The organism is Streptomyces sp. NPDC107575 (assembly GCF_055657265.1).
The window spans coordinates 334,953-351,043 of record NZ_JBVKBG010000005.1 but is presented as its reverse complement, the minus strand read 5'-3'; the positions used below and the strand labels follow the sequence as shown (position 1 = coordinate 351,043).

Annotated in this window: 13 protein-coding genes and 1 pseudogene; 10 read left to right on the top strand and 4 right to left on the bottom strand. The window is 70.8% G+C overall.

Annotated features, from left to right (window positions below; translation table 11 throughout):
- Positions 1-23: 23 nt before the first annotated feature.
- Positions 24-1,001, bottom strand: coding sequence for a lysylphosphatidylglycerol synthase transmembrane domain-containing protein (locus ACZ7L4_RS26385; RefSeq protein ID WP_472107352.1), 978 nt, complete (start codon positions 999-1,001; stop codon positions 24-26).
- A 305-nt stretch (positions 1,002-1,306) separates the two neighbouring features.
- Between ACZ7L4_RS26385 and crcB (ACZ7L4_RS26380) the strand changes: the two genes are divergently transcribed.
- Genes crcB (ACZ7L4_RS26380) through crcB (ACZ7L4_RS26370) form a run of 3 tightly spaced genes read left to right on the top strand, consistent with a single transcriptional unit; the run spans position 1,307 to position 2,513 of the window.
- A complete protein-coding gene (crcB, locus tag ACZ7L4_RS26380; RefSeq protein ID WP_472106252.1) occupies positions 1,307-1,771 on the top strand; it encodes a fluoride efflux transporter CrcB in 465 nt (154 codons plus the stop codon).
- Positions 1,768-2,142: a DUF190 domain-containing protein gene (locus ACZ7L4_RS26375; protein ID WP_472106250.1), complete on the top strand. Its 375-nt coding sequence runs from the start codon at positions 1,768-1,770 to the stop codon at positions 2,140-2,142. The genes crcB (ACZ7L4_RS26380) and ACZ7L4_RS26375 overlap by 4 nt, the downstream gene beginning before the upstream one ends.
- Positions 2,139-2,513: a fluoride efflux transporter CrcB gene (crcB, locus tag ACZ7L4_RS26370; RefSeq protein ID WP_472106248.1), complete on the top strand. Its 375-nt coding sequence runs from the start codon at positions 2,139-2,141 to the stop codon at positions 2,511-2,513. Before ACZ7L4_RS26375 ends, crcB (ACZ7L4_RS26370) begins: the two co-directional genes overlap by 4 nt.
- A 14-nt stretch (positions 2,514-2,527) precedes the next feature.
- Here the strand turns inward: crcB (ACZ7L4_RS26370) and ACZ7L4_RS26365 are convergent.
- Positions 2,528-2,677 (bottom strand): annotated as a pseudogene (locus ACZ7L4_RS26365) (DUF5999 family protein); the annotation flags it as partial.
- Positions 2,678-3,044: 367 nt separating this feature from the next.
- On the opposite strand from ACZ7L4_RS26365, the gene kdpF reads away from it, so the two are divergent.
- From kdpF to ACZ7L4_RS26345, 4 genes are read left to right on the top strand one after another with little or no spacing between them, the layout of a single operon-like run.
- Positions 3,045-3,134, top strand: a complete 90-nt coding sequence (gene kdpF, locus ACZ7L4_RS26360) for a K(+)-transporting ATPase subunit F (protein WP_018533641.1) — start codon at positions 3,045-3,047, stop codon at positions 3,132-3,134.
- Positions 3,135-3,142: 8 nt separating this feature from the next.
- Entirely contained in the window at positions 3,143-4,807 is a 1,665-nt protein-coding gene (kdpA, locus tag ACZ7L4_RS26355) for a potassium-transporting ATPase subunit KdpA (protein ID WP_472106246.1), read from the top strand.
- Positions 4,808-4,845: 38 nt separating this feature from the next.
- Entirely contained in the window at positions 4,846-6,945 is a 2,100-nt protein-coding gene (gene kdpB, locus ACZ7L4_RS26350; protein WP_472107350.1) for a potassium-transporting ATPase subunit KdpB, read from the top strand.
- A gap of 4 nt (positions 6,946-6,949) precedes the next feature.
- The gene (locus ACZ7L4_RS26345) at positions 6,950-7,594 is read left to right on the top strand and encodes a potassium-transporting ATPase subunit C (RefSeq protein ID WP_472106244.1); all 645 of its coding nucleotides are present in this window, start codon (positions 6,950-6,952) and stop codon (positions 7,592-7,594) included.
- Between the two features lie 21 nt (positions 7,595-7,615).
- Here ACZ7L4_RS26345 and ACZ7L4_RS26340 read toward each other — a convergent pair whose 3' ends face one another.
- Both ACZ7L4_RS26340 and ACZ7L4_RS26335 read right to left on the bottom strand, forming a co-directional pair.
- Positions 7,616-9,010: an SLC13 family permease gene (locus ACZ7L4_RS26340; RefSeq protein WP_472106242.1), complete on the bottom strand. Its 1,395-nt coding sequence runs from the start codon at positions 9,008-9,010 to the stop codon at positions 7,616-7,618.
- A 125-nt stretch (positions 9,011-9,135) separates the two neighbouring features.
- Positions 9,136-9,876, bottom strand: coding sequence for an IclR family transcriptional regulator (locus ACZ7L4_RS26335; RefSeq protein ID WP_472106240.1), 741 nt, complete (start codon positions 9,874-9,876; stop codon positions 9,136-9,138).
- A gap of 145 nt (positions 9,877-10,021) precedes the next feature.
- Between ACZ7L4_RS26335 and ACZ7L4_RS26330 the strand changes: the two genes are divergently transcribed.
- Genes ACZ7L4_RS26330 through ACZ7L4_RS26320 form a run of 3 tightly spaced genes read left to right on the top strand, consistent with a single transcriptional unit; the run spans position 10,022 to position 16,070 of the window.
- Positions 10,022-11,188, top strand: a complete 1,167-nt coding sequence (locus tag ACZ7L4_RS26330; RefSeq protein WP_472106238.1) for a pyridoxal-phosphate-dependent aminotransferase family protein — start codon at positions 10,022-10,024, stop codon at positions 11,186-11,188.
- Complete coding sequence (locus ACZ7L4_RS26325; protein WP_472106236.1) at positions 11,185-14,100, top strand: FAD-binding and (Fe-S)-binding domain-containing protein; 2,916 nt, start codon at positions 11,185-11,187, stop codon at positions 14,098-14,100. The genes ACZ7L4_RS26330 and ACZ7L4_RS26325 overlap by 4 nt, the downstream gene beginning before the upstream one ends.
- Complete coding sequence (locus ACZ7L4_RS26320; protein WP_472106234.1) at positions 14,097-16,070, top strand: enoyl-CoA hydratase; 1,974 nt, start codon at positions 14,097-14,099, stop codon at positions 16,068-16,070. Before ACZ7L4_RS26325 ends, ACZ7L4_RS26320 begins: the two co-directional genes overlap by 4 nt.
- The last annotated feature ends 21 nt before the right edge of the window (positions 16,071-16,091 follow it).

Below are 16,091 nucleotides of genomic sequence, written 5' to 3'. Positions count from 1 at the left end.
GTACCAAGCCCCCGCGGCGGCCGTCAGATCACCTTGCGGCGCACCAGCGCGGCCAGTACCAGGGCGCCGGGCAGCAGCGGCCCCCAGACCGTGAGCAGCCGGAAGCCCACGACCGCACCCGTCGCCTCGACGACCGGCGACCCCGCGCCCACGAGCGCGATGACAAGAGCCGCCTCGACCGACCCGATCCCGCCCGGCGTCGGCACCACCCCGGCCACCGCCGACGCCGCCAGATACGCGAGGGCGATGTCGAGGGACGGCACCGGCACCTGAAGGGAGCGCGCCACCGCGACCATGACGGTGGCCTGCAGCGCGGGAAACCCGACCGCCCCGCACCACAGGGCGAGCGCACGGGCGGGCCTGGCGTGCAGGGCCCGCACATCGGTCAGCGCGGTCGTCAGGAACTCGCGGACGGCCCCGCGCAGCGGCCGCACCCACCACAGCGCCCCCGCCGCGACGGCCACCACGGCGACGAGCAGGAGCACCGCCAGGCCACCCCGCTCGGCCGGCATGAGCCCGCCCAGCGGCAGCGCGTCCGGCGAGGCCGCCATCAGCGCGATCAACAGCGCGTACCGGCCGATGGGCTGCGCCAGCGAGTACAGCGCGAGCGCGGCGCAGGCACGGGTCGCCGGGATCCCGCACGAGCGCATGAAGCGCAGCGTCACCACGTGCGCGCCGAGCCCCGCGGGCAGCAGGTGGTTCGCTGACCCCGCGGCGACCTGCGAGGCGAACAGCCGCCCCGCGGGCAGCGGTTCGAGCACCGCGCCCTGCCGCAGCAGGCACACCGGCACCCAGCACGCGACCGTGACCACGGCGGCGGCCAGCAGCCAGCCGGGGTCCGCGCCGCGCAACTGCGCGAGCCCCGAGACGAACACGGGCCAGTTCCAGGCCACCCAGCCGGCGATCAGGGCGAGCGGAACGAGCGCAATCCATTTCCGTACGGGACGTCGACGTCGCGGGGCGGGCCGCAGGACAGGGGCCGGGGGAACCACAGGGGGAATGGCCACGCTTGAGCCGTCCTTTCGGGGCGCGCACAGCGCAGGGCGAGGGGAGGGAGCGGGATGGGGCCACTACGGTTCTGCCCGCTTTGGCGACGCCGTAGTGACGTGCGCCGGTCAATCCGCGAAACGGCACGCCGCGAGGTAGGATTTTCGCGGCGGTGTTCGCGATCACCGCGCGGCGGTGGGGCCCGCCGTCCTCCAACCGCGGCACGGTCGCCGCCAACGGTCCCTACTTGCGACGACGCACACCCGTAACGTGTGTGCCCGGCGAGTAGGAGACGTACGTGGGAGAGGCCCGCACCCCAATGCTGAACGAACCCGTCGACCCGGACGTGGACCTGCGCGCTCCCGTCCCGCGCGCGTCCGCCCGGCGGGGGCAGGGGCCCGTGATCGCCGCGGTCTCGCTGGGCGGCGCGGTCGGCGCGAGCGCCCGCTACGGCGCCACCCTGCTGTGGCCCACCGCGACCGGCGCCTTCCCCTGGACGACCCTCGTCGTCAACGCCGTCGGCTGCGCCGTCATCGGCGTCTTCATGGTCGTCATCAGCGAGGTCTGGGCTGCCCACCGCCTCGTCCGGCCGTTCTTCGGCACCGGAGTCCTCGGCGGCTTCACGACCTTCTCCACGTACGCCGTGGACATCGGCAACCTGATCGACGCAGGCCACCCGCGCACCGCCCTCGGCTACCTGGCCCTGACGGTGTGCGTGGCGCTCGCGTCGGTGTGGACCGCGGCGCACCTGACCCGCCGCGCCATCGAACGGAGGAAGCGGTGACATCCGACAACCCGGTCCGGCTCACCGGCACCGCCCTGCGCGTCTCGATCTTCATCGGCGAGAACGACACCTGGCACCACAAGCCCGTCTACGCCGAGATCGTGCACCGCGCGCACGCCGCGGGGCTCGCCGGTGCCTCCGTCTTCCGCGGCATCGAGGGCTTCGGCGCCTCCTCGCTCATCCACACCAGCAGGCTGCTCTCGATGAGCGAGGACCTGCCGGTGCTCATCGTGATCGTCGACACCGACGAACGGATCCGCGCCTTCCTGCCGCGGATCGACGAGCTCGTCACCGAGGGCCTGGTGATCCTCGACGACTGCGAGGTCATCCGCTACGTGGGGCGCGAGGCGAAGGACGGGGGCGAGGCGTGAACTGGCTGCTGGTGATCGTGGGCGCGATGGTCGGCGCCCCGCTGCGCTACCTCACCGACCGCACCGTGCAGTCCCGCCACGACACGGTGTTCCCCTGGGGCACGTTCGCCGTCAATGTGACCGGCTCCCTGATCCTCGGCCTGGTCACCGGAGCCGTCGCGGCGGGCGGCGCCTCCTCCCAGGTGCAACTGCTGCTCGGCACCGGCCTGTGCGGGGCGCTGACGACGTACTCCACGTTCTCGTACGAGACCCTGCGCCTCGCCGAGGGCGGGGCGCGCTTCTACGCGGCGGTCAACGTCGTCGGCAGCGTCGCGGCCGGACTCGGCGCGGCGTTCACGGGCGCGGCACTCGCGGCGGCCGTCTGGGCGTGAGGGCGGGGATACGAGCGGTGCGGGGCCACGACGCCACCGTCCGGCCGCAGCTCCCCGGTGTCGTCGAAGACGATCGTGCCGTCGCAGCGCAGGCTCCAGCCCTGCTCGGGGTGGGCGGCGACGACGTGCTCGGGGTTCGGGCACGCGGGGTGGTGGAAACACATGGCGAACCTCCGGTTCGGCCGGTGGGCGGCCCTTGAGGGCTGCCCCCATGTGTCGACGATGCGCCCGACGGGCCCCGCGAACCAGGGCCCGGATCCGAATGTGACAGCTCCCGGACACTCCCGGAACCGTTCCACGACCGCCGCCCGCCACCCCGCGCCGTAAGAGACACGTCAAGGGCGCACGCGGCGCCGTATGGGAGCCGTCAACGGATCGCGAAACCGGCCCTGACCGGGGGTTTCCTCTGAGTGTCAGTTCCAAGCCAAGTACTTCACCTAGGGAGCTCACGATGGCCGACGTGGCCTTCGTCGTCACCACGATCGCGGTCTTCGCGCTGGTGGCACTCGTCGCCAAGGGGGTGACCAAGCTGTGACCGCCGAGAACATCGTCGGCCTCGTCGTGGCCGTCGCCCTCCTGGGCTATCTCGTCCTCGCCCTCATCTATCCGGAGAGGTTCTGAGCACAGATATGAGCCCCGAACTCGCCGGAGTGCTCCAGCTGCTCGCGCTCATAGCGGCGCTGGCACTGGCGTACCGCCCCCTCGGCGACTACATGGCCCGGATGTACTCCTCCACCAAGCACCTGCGGGTGGAGAAGTGGATCTACAAGGGCATCGGCGCCAACCCCGACACCGAGATGCGCTGGACCGCCTACCTGCGCGGCGTTCTCGCCTTCTCGGCCATGAGCGTCCTGTTCCTCTACCTTCTGCAGCGGCTCCAGGGCAGCCTTCCCGGATCGCTCGGCTTCGCCTCGATCGACCCCGACCAGGCGTTCAACACGGCGGCGTCCTTCGTCGCCAACACCAACTGGCAGTCGTACTACGGCGAGCAGGCCATGGGCCACGTCGTACAGACCGCCGGACTCGCCGTGCAGAACTTTGTCTCGGCGGCCGTGGGGATCGCCGTGGCGGTCGCCCTCGTCCGCGGCTTCGCCCGCGCGCGCACCGGTGAGCTGGGCAACTTCTGGGCCGACCTGGTGCGCGGTGTCATCCGGATCCTCGTCCCGATCGCCGTCATCGGCGCGCTCGTCCTCGTCGCCTGCGGTGCCATCCAGAACTTCTCCGGGATCCACTCCGTCGGCCAGTTCATGGGCGGCAGCCAGGAGTGGAACGGCGGCGCCGTCGCCTCCCAGGAGGTCATCAAGGAGCTGGGGACGAATGGTGGCGGCTACTTCAACGCCAACTCCGCGCACCCCTTCGAGAACCCCACCGCGTTCTCGAACCTCTTCGAGGTCTTCCTGATCCTGGTCATCCCGTTCGCGCTGACCCGCACCTTCGGCACCATGGTCGGCTCGGTCAAGCAGGGCTACGCGATCCTCGCCACGATGGCCACCATCTGGGTCGGCTTCATCGCGCTGATGATGTGGACCGAGTTCGCCCACCACGGCCCGGCCTTCCAGGCGGCGGGCGGCGCGATGGAGGGCAAGGAGACCCGCTTCGGCATCGCCGGCTCGGCGATCTTCTCGATCTCCACGACGCTCACCTCGACCGGCGCGGTGAACTCCTTCCACTCGTCCAACACCGGTCTCGGCGGTGGCCTCAACCTGCTCGGCATGCAGCTCGGCGAGATCGCGCCCGGCGGCACCGGATCCGGCCTCTACGGCATGCTGATCATGGCGATCATCGCGGTGTTCATCGCCGGACTGATGGTGGGCCGCACGCCCGAGTACCTCGGCAAGAAGATCGGCACCCGCGAGATCAAGTTCGCGGCCTGCTACATCCTCATCACGCCGGCCCTGGTGCTGATCTTCACCGCCCTCGCGATGGCCCTGCCGACGCCGCCGAACTCCATGCTCAACCCCGGAGCGCACGGCTTCTCCGAGATCCTCTACGCGTACACGTCCGGCGCCAACAACAACGGCTCCGCCTTCGCCGGGCTGTCCGCCGACACCCAGTGGTTCAACACCACCATCGGCCTCGCGATGCTGCTCGGCCGCTTCCTGCCGATGGTGTTCGTGCTCGCGCTCGCCGGCTCGCTCGCCGAGCAGCGGCCGATCCCGGCCACGGCGGGCACGCTGCGCACCAACAAGCCGCTCTTCACCGGCCTGCTGGTCGGCACCCTCCTGATCATCACCGGCCTGACGTACTTCCCGGCGCTCGCGCTCGGCCCGCTCGCGGAAGGGCTCGCGTCATGACCGTACGTACCGAACGTTCCCAGAATTCCGAGGACACGATGTCCACTGCCACACCCACCAGGGCGCCCCACCCGGACGTGCCCACCGGGCACAAGCCCGGCGGCGGCAAGGTCGGCGGGGGCCTGTTCGACCCCGGGCAGCTGCTGAGGTCGCTGCCCGACGCCTGCCGCAAGCTCGACCCGCGCGTCATGGTCAAGTCGCCCGTGATGTTCGTGGTGCTGATCGGGTCCGTCCTGACAACGGTGTTCTCGTGCCTGCACCCCACCGACTGGTTCGGCTGGACGATCAGTGTCTGGCTGTGGCTGACGGTCGTCTTCGCGAACCTGGCGGAGGCCGTCGCCGAGGGACGCGGCAAGGCGCAGGCCGACACCCTGCGCAAGGCGAAGACCGACACCGTCGCGCGGCGCCTGACGGGGGAGCGCGAAGAGCGGGTACCCGGCACGGAGCTGCGGATCGGTGACCTCGTCGTCTGCGAGGCGGGCGACATCATCCCCGGCGACGGTGACGTCGTCGAGGGCGTCGCCTCCGTCGACGAGTCGGCCATCACCGGCGAGTCCGCCCCGGTCATCCGCGAATCCGGCGGCGACCGGTGCGCGGTCACCGGCGGTACGAAGGTGCTGTCCGACCGCATCGTCGTCAAGGTCACGACGAAGCCGGGGGAGACGTTCATCGACCGCATGATCAACCTGGTCGAGGGCGCCGCCCGGCAGAAGACACCCAACGAGATCGCGCTCAACATCCTGCTGGCCTCGCTGACCGTCGTGTTCCTGCTCGCGGTCGCCACACTGCCGCCGTTCGCCGACTACGCGGGCACCCACCTCACCATGGTCGTGCTCGTGGCCCTCCTGGTGTGTCTGATCCCGACCACCATCGGCGCGCTGCTCTCCGCCATCGGCATCGCGGGCATGGACCGGCTGGTCCAGCGCAACGTACTCGCCATGTCGGGGCGGGCCGTGGAAGCCGCCGGGGATGTGTCCACCCTGCTGCTCGACAAGACCGGCACCATCACCCTCGGCAACCGGCAGGCCGCCGAGTTCCTGCCGGTGCGCGGCACCACGGAGGCCGAGGTCGCCGACGCCGCACAGCTCTCCTCGCTGTCCGACGAGACGCCCGAGGGGCGCTCCGTCGTGGTCCTCGCCAAGGAGAAGTACGGGCTGCGCGAGCGGCACCAGGGCGAGCTGACCGGCGCCGAGTGGATCGAGTTCACCGCCCAGACCCGTATGTCGGGTGTGGACGTCGACGGACGCAAGATCCGCAAGGGCGCGACCGGCTCCGTCATCGCCTGGGTCAAGGAGCGTGGGGGTGAGGTCGCCGAGGACGCCCAGGAGCTCAACGACCGCATTTCGCAGGCTGGTGGCACGCCGCTGCTGGTGGCTGTGGAGGACACTGACGGGGTTCGCGTCCTGGGAGTGATCCACCTCAAGGACGTCGTCAAGGACGGCATGCGCGAGCGGTTCGTCGAGCTGCGCCGCATGGGTATCAAGACCGTGATGATCACGGGTGACAACCCGCTGACGGCCAAGGCGATCGCCGAGGAGGCGGGCGTAGACGACTTCCTCGCCGAGGCCACGCCCGAGGACAAGATGGCCCTCATCAAGCGCGAGCAGGCGGGCGGCAAGCTCGTCGCGATGACCGGCGACGGCACCAACGACGCGCCCGCGCTCGCGCAGGCGGACGTGGGGGTCGCGATGAACACCGGCACGTCGGCCGCGAAGGAGGCCGGCAACATGGTCGACCTCGACTCGAACCCGACCAAGCTCATCGAGATCGTCGAGATCGGCAAGCAACTCCTCATCACCCGGGGCGCGTTGACGACCTTCTCGATCGCCAACGACGTCGCGAAGTACTTCGCGATCATCCCCGCGCTGTTCGCGGCCGTCTACCCCGGCCTGGACAAGCTCAACATCATGCGGCTGTCCAGCCCCGACTCCGCGATCCTCTCCGCGGTCGTCTTCAACGCGATCATCATCATCGCCCTTGTGCCGCTCGCCCTGAAGGGTGTCCAGTACCGGCCGGTGAGCGCCGACAAGCTGCTCCGCCGCAACCTCGGGATCTACGGCCTGGGCGGGCTCGTCGCGCCGTTCATCGGCATCAAGCTCATCGACCTCCTCATCTCCCTCATCCCCGGAATCGGTTAAGGCCATGAACAACTCCGTAGGAAACACCGGTCGGTTGCTGTGGGCCGGGCTGCGCGCCCTGATCGTCCTGACGATCGTGTGCGGCGTCGTCTACCCGCTCGCGGTCACCGGCATCGCGCAGGTGGCCTTCCACGACAAGGCCAACGGTTCGGAGATCACGTCCGAGGGCAAGGTCGTCGGCTCCTCCCTCATCGGCCAGACGTACCTCACCAAGGACGGCAAGCCGGACCTGAAGTGGTTCCAGCCCCGGCCGTCCAACGGCCTGGGCGAGAACAGCGTCAACACCCAGTACAAGCTGATCCTCTCCGGCGCCACCAACCTCGCCGGTGACAACAAGGAGCTGGTCGAGCAGGTCGAGTCCGCCAAGGCCGCCGTCGTCGAGGACAACTCCACGGCGACGTACAAGGTGCGGGCCTCGGACGTCCCGGCCGACGCCGTCACCTCCTCGGGATCGGGCCTCGACCCGGCGATATCGCCCGAGTACGCCGACCTCCAGGTGCACCGGATCGCGGAGCGCAACCACCTCTCCGTCGCACGGGTCCAGAAGCTCGTCGACGCGCACAAGGACGGCCGGGACCTCGGGTTCATGGGGGAGCCGCGGGTCAACGTCCTCGAACTCAACGTCGCCCTGCGGCAGTTGACCCGCTGAACGGTCCCGGCCGCCGCGCCGTCACAACTGGCCGGGGATGACGAGGATGACCCAGGTCGCGAGCGGGGCGATCAGGGTCATGCTCAGGCCCCATGCCATCAGCCGTCGGAAGACGGTGTCCCGCATCTCCTCCGGCGCACTGGCCACGGTCAGCGCGCCGCTGGTGGAGAACGGTGAGGAGTCCACCACGGACGACGAGATGGCCAGCGCGCTGATCATGCCGATCGCACCGATCTCGCCCCCGGCGAGGAACGGGACGGCCAGCGGGATCAGGGCGCCGAGGATGCCGGTCGTCGAGGCGAACGCGGACACCACGCCGCCGATCACGCAGATGAGCAGCGCGGACACCAAGGGTGTGCCGAGGTCGCTGACGCTCTCGCCGGCCCACTTGATGGTGCCCATCTTGTCCATCAGGCTGACGTACATCACGATGCCGCAGACCAGCAGGACCGTCGGCCAGGCGCAGCGCTCGACGGCTCCCTTCGCGGAGGCGGGGGAGACGAGGCACAGGACGGCCGAGACGACGAAGGCCATCAGGCCCACGTCGAGGTCGAAGGCGAGCGAGCCGACGGCCAGGCTGATGACTCCGAGCACGGTGAGTGCGCGCACGGGGGTGAGGCGGTGGATCTCCTCGGTGTCGGTGTCGGTGGCGGACGGCCGGGGTTTCGGCGGGGCGGCCGTGGGCGCCGCCACCTGCCCGCCCGCGGGGGCCGACGCCGGTACACGCTCGCCGGTCGGGGTCGGGGTCGGGGCCTGCGCCGGGATCGACGCGGCAGGTGTGCCACCGCCCGCCGATGTCTCCGCCCGCCGGCCGAGCAGCCCCCGGCCACCGAACAGGAAGAAGACGATCACGCTCAGCGCCAGGTTGAAGAGGAACGAGGTCAGGAAGAGCATGCCCTCGCTGCCGGGCAGGTCCTCCCGCTGCACCACGCCGTTGGTGATGGTGCCGAAGATGCTGATCGGCGAGAAGCCGCCCGCACTGGCGCCGTTGATGATGAGCAGGCCCATCAGGACCGGATTGATCTTGTGGCGTACGGCGAATCCCATGCCGATGGGCGCCATGATGCCCACCGCGCCGGGGACGACCGCACCGGAGGCCGTCAGTGCCCCGGTGATCAGGAACATCACCCACGGGATGAGGGCGATTCTGCCGCGCACGGCACGGGTCGAGGCCTGGACGAGCCAGTCCACGGTGCCATTGTTCTTGGCGATCGCGAACAGCAGCGTGACGCCGACGAGCACCACGAACAGATCGCCGGGAAAGCCGGCGAAAATCTCGTCGGCCGACTCACCGGCGACGGCCGTGCCGACGATGAACGCGGCGACGATGGCGATCACGCCCATGTGCACCTTGGAAAAGGTTGCGATGAGGAACACGAGCACAAGGCCGATGATGGAGATGACTTGATCTGACACGAGGCTTCCTCGCCTTCGGTCGGTGGTCACCACACATTCAGGACGTTCCGGAATCCGGAATCTGCGTTTCGGGTTGGGGCGAGAGTATGGAAGGCGTCTGATGGCACGTCAAGACACCTTGCGCATCAGGAGATTCGGGCGCTGATGTGTCGCGCCGCCTCCTGCACCAGGTCACCGAAGGTGGCGGCCGCCTCGTCGGTCATCCGGCTCGTCGGCACATTGACGCTGACGCTGGCCACCGGCAGGCCCTGCGCGCCGAGCACGGCGGAGGCGACGGCCGAGACGTCCGCGCGCCACTCGCCCGAGTTCGTCGCGTAGCCCCGTGCCCTGATCTCCCGTACCTCCGCGAGGAGTTGCTCCCGGTCGGTGACGGTGGTGCCCGTGTAGCGCGGGAGCCCCTCGTCGAGGTAACGCTCGACCGCGTCGTCGGGGTCGGCGGCGAGCACCGCCTTGCCGTTGGCCGAGGCGTGCATCGGCAGGTCCTGGCCGAGCGGCAGGATGATGCGCACCGCCTTGCTGGTCTGCAGCCGCTCGACCAGCAGCACCTTCCCGCCCTCACGGACCGCCAGGTGGACCGTCTCGTCCGTGCGTCGGCGAAGGTCCTCCATCACCGGAAGCGCCGCGTCGCGCAGCCCCAGTTCGTCCGTGGCGTGCCGACCGACGTGCAGCGCCTTGGTGGTCACCACCCAGCGGGTGGGGGTGCCTCCGGCCGGGCGGATCCAGCCCGTGGTGTGCAGCGTGACGAGGGAGCGCTGCACCGAGCTCTTCGGTAGATCGAGGGCCCTGGCCAGGTCGGCGACGCCGACGGGCTGCCGGGCGGCCACTTCCTCCAGGGCCCGCAGGGTGTTGGCCACGTTCTGCATCATCGCGAGTCCTCACGCATCCGTTGATCCCAACCAGTGCCCTGTACGGGGCCGTTGACGCGTCGGCCACGGGAAGCCTACGCTCCACGTGCCGCTCAACGGTACGGCGTGCCGCCTCACGGCACAACACCCTTGAGGAGTCGACCGCATGACGCTCCGCACCGGCCGCCACTTCCTGCAGATCCCCGGCCCCACCAACGTCCCCGACCGGGTCCTGCGCGCCATGGCGGCGCCCACCATCGACCACCGCGGCCCGGAGTTCGCCGAGCTGACGAAGCGTCTGCTCGCCTCCCTTAAACCGGTGTTCGGCACGGACGGGCCCGTCGTCGTCTACCCCGCCTCGGGCACCGGCGCCTGGGAGGCCGCACTGGTCAACACCCTCAGCCCCGGCGACCGGGTGCTGTCCTTCGAGACCGGGCACTTCGCCGTCCTCTGGCGCGAGATGGCCCGCGGCCTCGGCCTCGACGCCGATACCGACGCGATCCCCGGCGACTGGCGGCACGGCGCGGACCCGGAGGCGCTCGCCGAGCGGCTCGCCGCGGACACCGAGCACCGCATCAAGGCGGTCTGCGTCGTCCACAACGAGACCTCGACCGGTGTCACCAGCCGCATCCCCGAACTGCGTGCGGCGATCGACGCCGCGGGACACCCAGCGCTGCTGCTCGTCGACACCATCTCCTCGCTCGGCTCCATCGACTACCGGCACGACGAGTGGGGTGTCGATGTCACCGTCGCCGGCTCGCAGAAGGGGCTGATGCTGCCGCCTGGGCTCAGCTTCAACGCCGTGAGCGAGAAGGCCCTCGCCGCCTCCCGGACCGCCGAGCTCCCCGGCTCCTTCTGGCGCTGGCAGCCGGTCATCGACGCCAACGCCAAGGGCGCCTTCCCGTACACCCCGGCCACCAACCTCCTCTACGGCCTCGACGAGGCGCTGCGCATGCTGGAGGAGGAGGGCCTGGCGAACGTGTTCGCCCGGCACACCCGGCATGCCGCCGCCACCCGCGCCGCGGTGCGGGGCTGGGGCCTTGAGGTGCTGTGCGCCGACGAGCGCGAGCACTCCGGCTCGCTCACCGCCGTCCTGATGCCGGAAGGACACGACGCCGACAAGCTCCGGAAGATCATCCTGGAGCGCTTCGACATGTCACTCGGCTCCGGACTCGGAAAACTCGCCGGCCGTGTCTTCCGCATCGGCCACCTCGGCCACTTCAACGACCTGACCCTCGCGGGCACGCTCGCCGGAGTGCAGATGGGCCTCGAACTGGCGGGTGTCCCGATCCAACGGGGCGGCCTCGAAGCGGCGTTGGACGTGCTGCGATGACGGCCCCCAGCGAGGTCCCCAGCGAAGTACGCGCCGCCGCCCGCGACCTGGAGGCGGCGCTGCGCCGGGACCTCGACGGCGAGGTCGCCTTCGACGACTACACCCGGCACCTGTTCTCCCGCGACGCCAGCATGTACGCGATCGAACCGCAGGGCGTCGTCTTCCCCCGCCATGCCGACGACGTACGGGCCGCGGTCGCGGCCGCCGCCGAGCACGGTGTGCCGGTGGTGCCCAGGGGCGCCGGAACCAGCCTGGCCGGGCAGACCGTCGGCCCCGGCCTCGTCCTCGACCTCTCCCGGCACATGCACCGCATCCTCGAACTCGACCCCGACGCGCGCACCGCACTCGTCGAACCCGGCGTCGTCCAGGACCAGTTGAACCGGGCCGCGGCAGCGCACGGCCTGATGTTCGGCCCGGACACCTCCACCAGCAACCGCGCCACCATCGGCGGCATGACCGGCAACAACTCCGCGGGCAGCGGGTCGATCCGCTACGGCATGACCATCGACCACGTACGGGAGCTGGACGTCGTCCTCTCGGACGGCAGCACGGCACGGCTCGCCCCCGTCGACGAGGCGGAGCGCGCCCGCCGTGCAGGGCTCGACACCCTGGAGGGGCGGCTCTACCGCGAGCTCCCCAGGATCGTGGACGCGCACGCCGCCTCGATCGCCACGGACTTCCCCGACTACTGGCGACGCTCCGGCGGCTACCGCCTGGACCGGCTCGCCGACGCCGGCGGCGACGCCCCCTTCGACCTCGCGAAGTTCGTCGTCGGCTCGGAGGGCACCCTCGTCGTCGCCACCCGCGCCCTGGTCGACCTCGTGCCCAAGCCCGCCCGCACGGTCATCGCCGTCGGCCACTTCACCTCCGTCGCCGGAGCCATCGAGGCCACCGAGGACGCTCTCGGCCTCGATCCGTCCGCCGTCGAGATGATGGACCGGACGATCCTCGACCTCTCCAGGCAGAAGATCGAGTACGCCTCGCTCGGCAACATCCTCGAAGGAGACCCGGAGGCCCTGCTCTTCGTCAGCTTCACCGGCGACGACGAGGCCGAACTCGCCGGCCGCCTCCAGGAGTTGACGGGCCTGTGGAAGCGGCACGGGCACGGCTACCACACCCTCCAGGCCGTCACCCCCGCCCAGCAGTCCGGACTGCTCAAGGTCCGCAAGTCCAGCCTCGGACTGCTGATGGCCGCGAGCGAGGGCACCCGCCGTCCGCTGGCCTTCATCGAGGACACGGCGGTCGACCCGCGACACCTCGGCGCATACACCAGCCGCTTCAAGCAGGTCCTGGACCGGCACGGCCTCGACGCCGGGTTCTACGGCCACTGTTCGGTCGGCTGCCTGCACATCAGGCCCTTCGTCGACGTCGCCGACCCCGCCCAGGTCACGACGATGCGCGCGGTCGCCGAGGAGATCAAGGAACTGGTCCGCGAGTACGGCGGCGTCAACTCCAGCGAGCACGGCGACGGACTGGCCCGCAGCGAGTTCAACCGCGAGCTCTACGGCGACGACCTGTACGAGGCGATGCGCGAGGTCAAGGGCCTCTTCGACCCGGAGAACCGGCTGAACCCCGGGAAGATCGTCGACGCCCCGGCGATGACCGAACACCTCCGCGACGCGGCGCTGCCGCCCGCGCCACCCCTGCGCACCCACCTCGACTTCGAGGTCGTCGGCGGCGCCGACATGCGCGGCGCCGCCGACCGGTGCATGAACATCGGCCTGTGCCGCAAGAGCGACGCGGGCGCCATGTGCCCCTCGTACATGGTCACCAAGCATGAGCACGACTCCACGCGCGGCCGAGCGAACGCACTTGTCAAGGCGCTCTCCGAGCCCGACCCCAAGGCGGCGCTCGGCGACGAGGGGCTGCACGAGGTCCTCGACCTGTGCCTGATGTGCAAGGCGTGCAAGAGCGAGTGCCCCCTCGGCGTCGACATGGCGACCCTCAAGGCCGAGACCCTGGCCCACCACCACGAGCAGCACGGGACGCCGCTGCGTTCCCGGGTGTTCGGAGCCATCCGCCGCCTCAACCGACTGGGCTCGGCGACCGCCCCGATCTCCAATCTGCCGCTCCCCAGACGGCTGTTGGAGCGCGGACTCGGCATCGCCCGCGCCCGGCCGCTGCCCGTGTTCGCCCGCCGCAACCTCGTGACCTGGTTCAGGCGCAGGCCGGGAACCGTGGCGGGCAGCCAGGGCACCGTCACCCTCCTCGCCGACTCCTTCACCACCTACACCGACCCGGACGTCGGCCGCGCCGCCGTCGAACTCCTCGAACGGGCGGGCTGGCACGTGGAGTTGGAGAGCGGTGGCTGCTGCGGCCGCGCCGCCTTCTCCAAGGGCCTGCTCGACCAGGCGAAGGCGCAGGCCGGCGATCTCGTGCACCGCCTCGCGGACTCGGGGGACGGCCCCATCGTCGGCTGCGAGCCCTCCTGCCTGCTGTCCCTGCGCGACGAACACCGTGCCCTGCTCCCCGGTGACCCGGCCGTCGCCGACGTGTCCGGGCGGGTGAAGCAGCTGGAGGAGCTGCTCACCGAGGCCATCGACGACGGCAGGCTCCAGCTCCGGGACGACACAGGACCCGCGGGCCGCCGCATCCTCTTCCACGGCCACTGCCACCAGAAGGCCGAGGTCGGCACCGCCGCCACCGTCGCGCTCCTCCAGCGCATCCCCGGCGCCGAGGTCGTCGAGCTCGACGCCGGATGCTGCGGGATGGCGGGCTCCTTCGGCTTCGAGGCCGAGCACTACGACACCTCGATGGCGGTCGGCGAGGACCGTCTCTTCCCGGCTGTGCGGGCCGAGGCGGACGACACCATCGTCGCCGCCACCGGTGTCTCCTGCCGCCAGCAGATCCACCACGGCACGGAGCGCACGGCGGTGCACCCGCTCCAGCTAATCCGGGAGGCGTTGCGATGACCGGCACCGCAGGTGCGCTGGACGGCGTCCGCATCCTCGATCTCACGCAGGTCATGGCGGGTCCGTACTGCACGATGCTGCTCGCCGACCTCGGCGCCGACGTCATCAAGGTCGAGTCACCCGACGGCGGCGACCAGACCCGCACATCCATGGGCACACCACGCCCCGGCAGCGACACCCCCGCCTTCCACGCCCTCAACCGCAACAAGCGCAGTGTCACCCTCAACCTGCGCACCGACGCCGACCGCGCCGAGTTCCTCCGGCTCGCCGCCGACGCGGACGTCGTCGTGGAGAACTTCAGGCCCGGTGTCACCGACCGCCTCGGTGTCGGCTACGAAGCGGTCCGCGCGGTCCGGCCCGACATCATCTACGCGTCCATCTCCGGCTTCGGCCAGTACGGCCCGTACGCCGACCGGCCCGGTTACGACCTCATCGCGCAGGGCATGGCGGGCGCCGTCAGCGTCACCGGCGACCCGGACGGGCCGCCGGTCAAGTGCGGACTGCCGGTGGGCGACCTCGGCGCGGGCATGCTCTGCGCGCTGAGCATCGCCGCCGCGCACGTGCACCGGCTGCGCACGGGGGAGGGCCAGTACCTCGAAACGTCGCTCTACGAAGCGGTGTTGGCGATGTCGGTGTGGGAGTCGGTCGAGTACTTCGCCGGTGGTGAACCGCCGCAGCGCCTCGGCTCCGCGCATCGCATGTCCGCGCCCTACCAGGTGGTCCGCACCAAGGACGGCCACGCCACCATCGCCGCCAACAACCAGCGGCTGTGGCTGCGGCTGTGCGAGGCCCTCGACCTCCAACACCTCGCGGACGACGAGCGGTTCGCCACCAACACCGACCGGATGGGCCACCGTGCCGAACTCATCGCGCTCCTCGAAGGCCGCCTCGCGGCGACCAGCACCGAGGACTGCGTGGCCCGGCTCCTCGACGCGGGCGTCCCCGCGGGGCCGATCCTCGACTACGGGCAGATCCTCGACCACGACCCGCACGCGCGGGCCCGCGGCATGGTCGAGGAGTACGACCACCCGGTCGACGGCCGCAGCCGCGTCGTCGGCTTCCCGGTGAAACTCGCCCGCACCCCGGCGACGTTGCGCCGTCACCCACCGGTGCTCGGCGAGCACAACGAGGAACTCATCGGAAAGGAGCCGGAGTTGACGCCGGACGACGACGCGGAGGGCGGCTCCGTCACCTGGACCCGCCACGCGGTCCCCGGAACCGACGCGTACGCCGCCCACCTCACCCTGGCCAACCCGGACCGGCGCAACGCCCTGACCCTGCGCATGTACGACCAACTGGAACGCGCCTGCCGGGAGATCGACGCCGACCCCGACATCCGGCTGACCGTGCTCCGCGGAGCGGGCGGGCGCGCCTTCGCGGCCGGCACCGACATCCGCGAGTTCCGCGACTTCACGAGCGGCGAGGACGGCGTGGCGTACGAGCGTCGTGTCGGCCTCGCCGTCGACCGGCTCGCCGGGATGCGGATGCCCCTCGTCGCCGCGGTCGAAGGCCCGGCCGTCGGCGCGGGCAGCGCGCTCGCGAGCTGCTGCGACGTGGTGCTGTGCACCCCGGACGCGGTCTTCGGCGCGCCCATCGGCCGCACTCTCGGCAACTGCCTCTCGCCCGCCATGATGTCCCGCCTGTACGCGGGCCTCGGCCGCGCCCGCGTACTGCGGGCCCTTCTCGCCGGACGTCTGATCACGGCGGCGGAGGCGCACGAATCCGGTTTCGTGGCGGACATCGTCGACCCTGCCGACCTGGACACACACCTCGCGGAGCTCACCGCGGACATCGCGCGCTGCGCCCCGCTCACCCTGGCGGCCCTGAAGGAGGCGGACCGCCGCGTCCTGGCGGTTTCGGCCCCCGGTCACGCCGAGGCCTTGTACGCCCGCGTCTACGGCAGCCGCGACTTCAAGGAGGGCGTCACGGCATTCCTGGAGAAACGGAAACCGGAGTGGGAGGGGCGATAGGCCCCGACTCCGAGGTGCCTG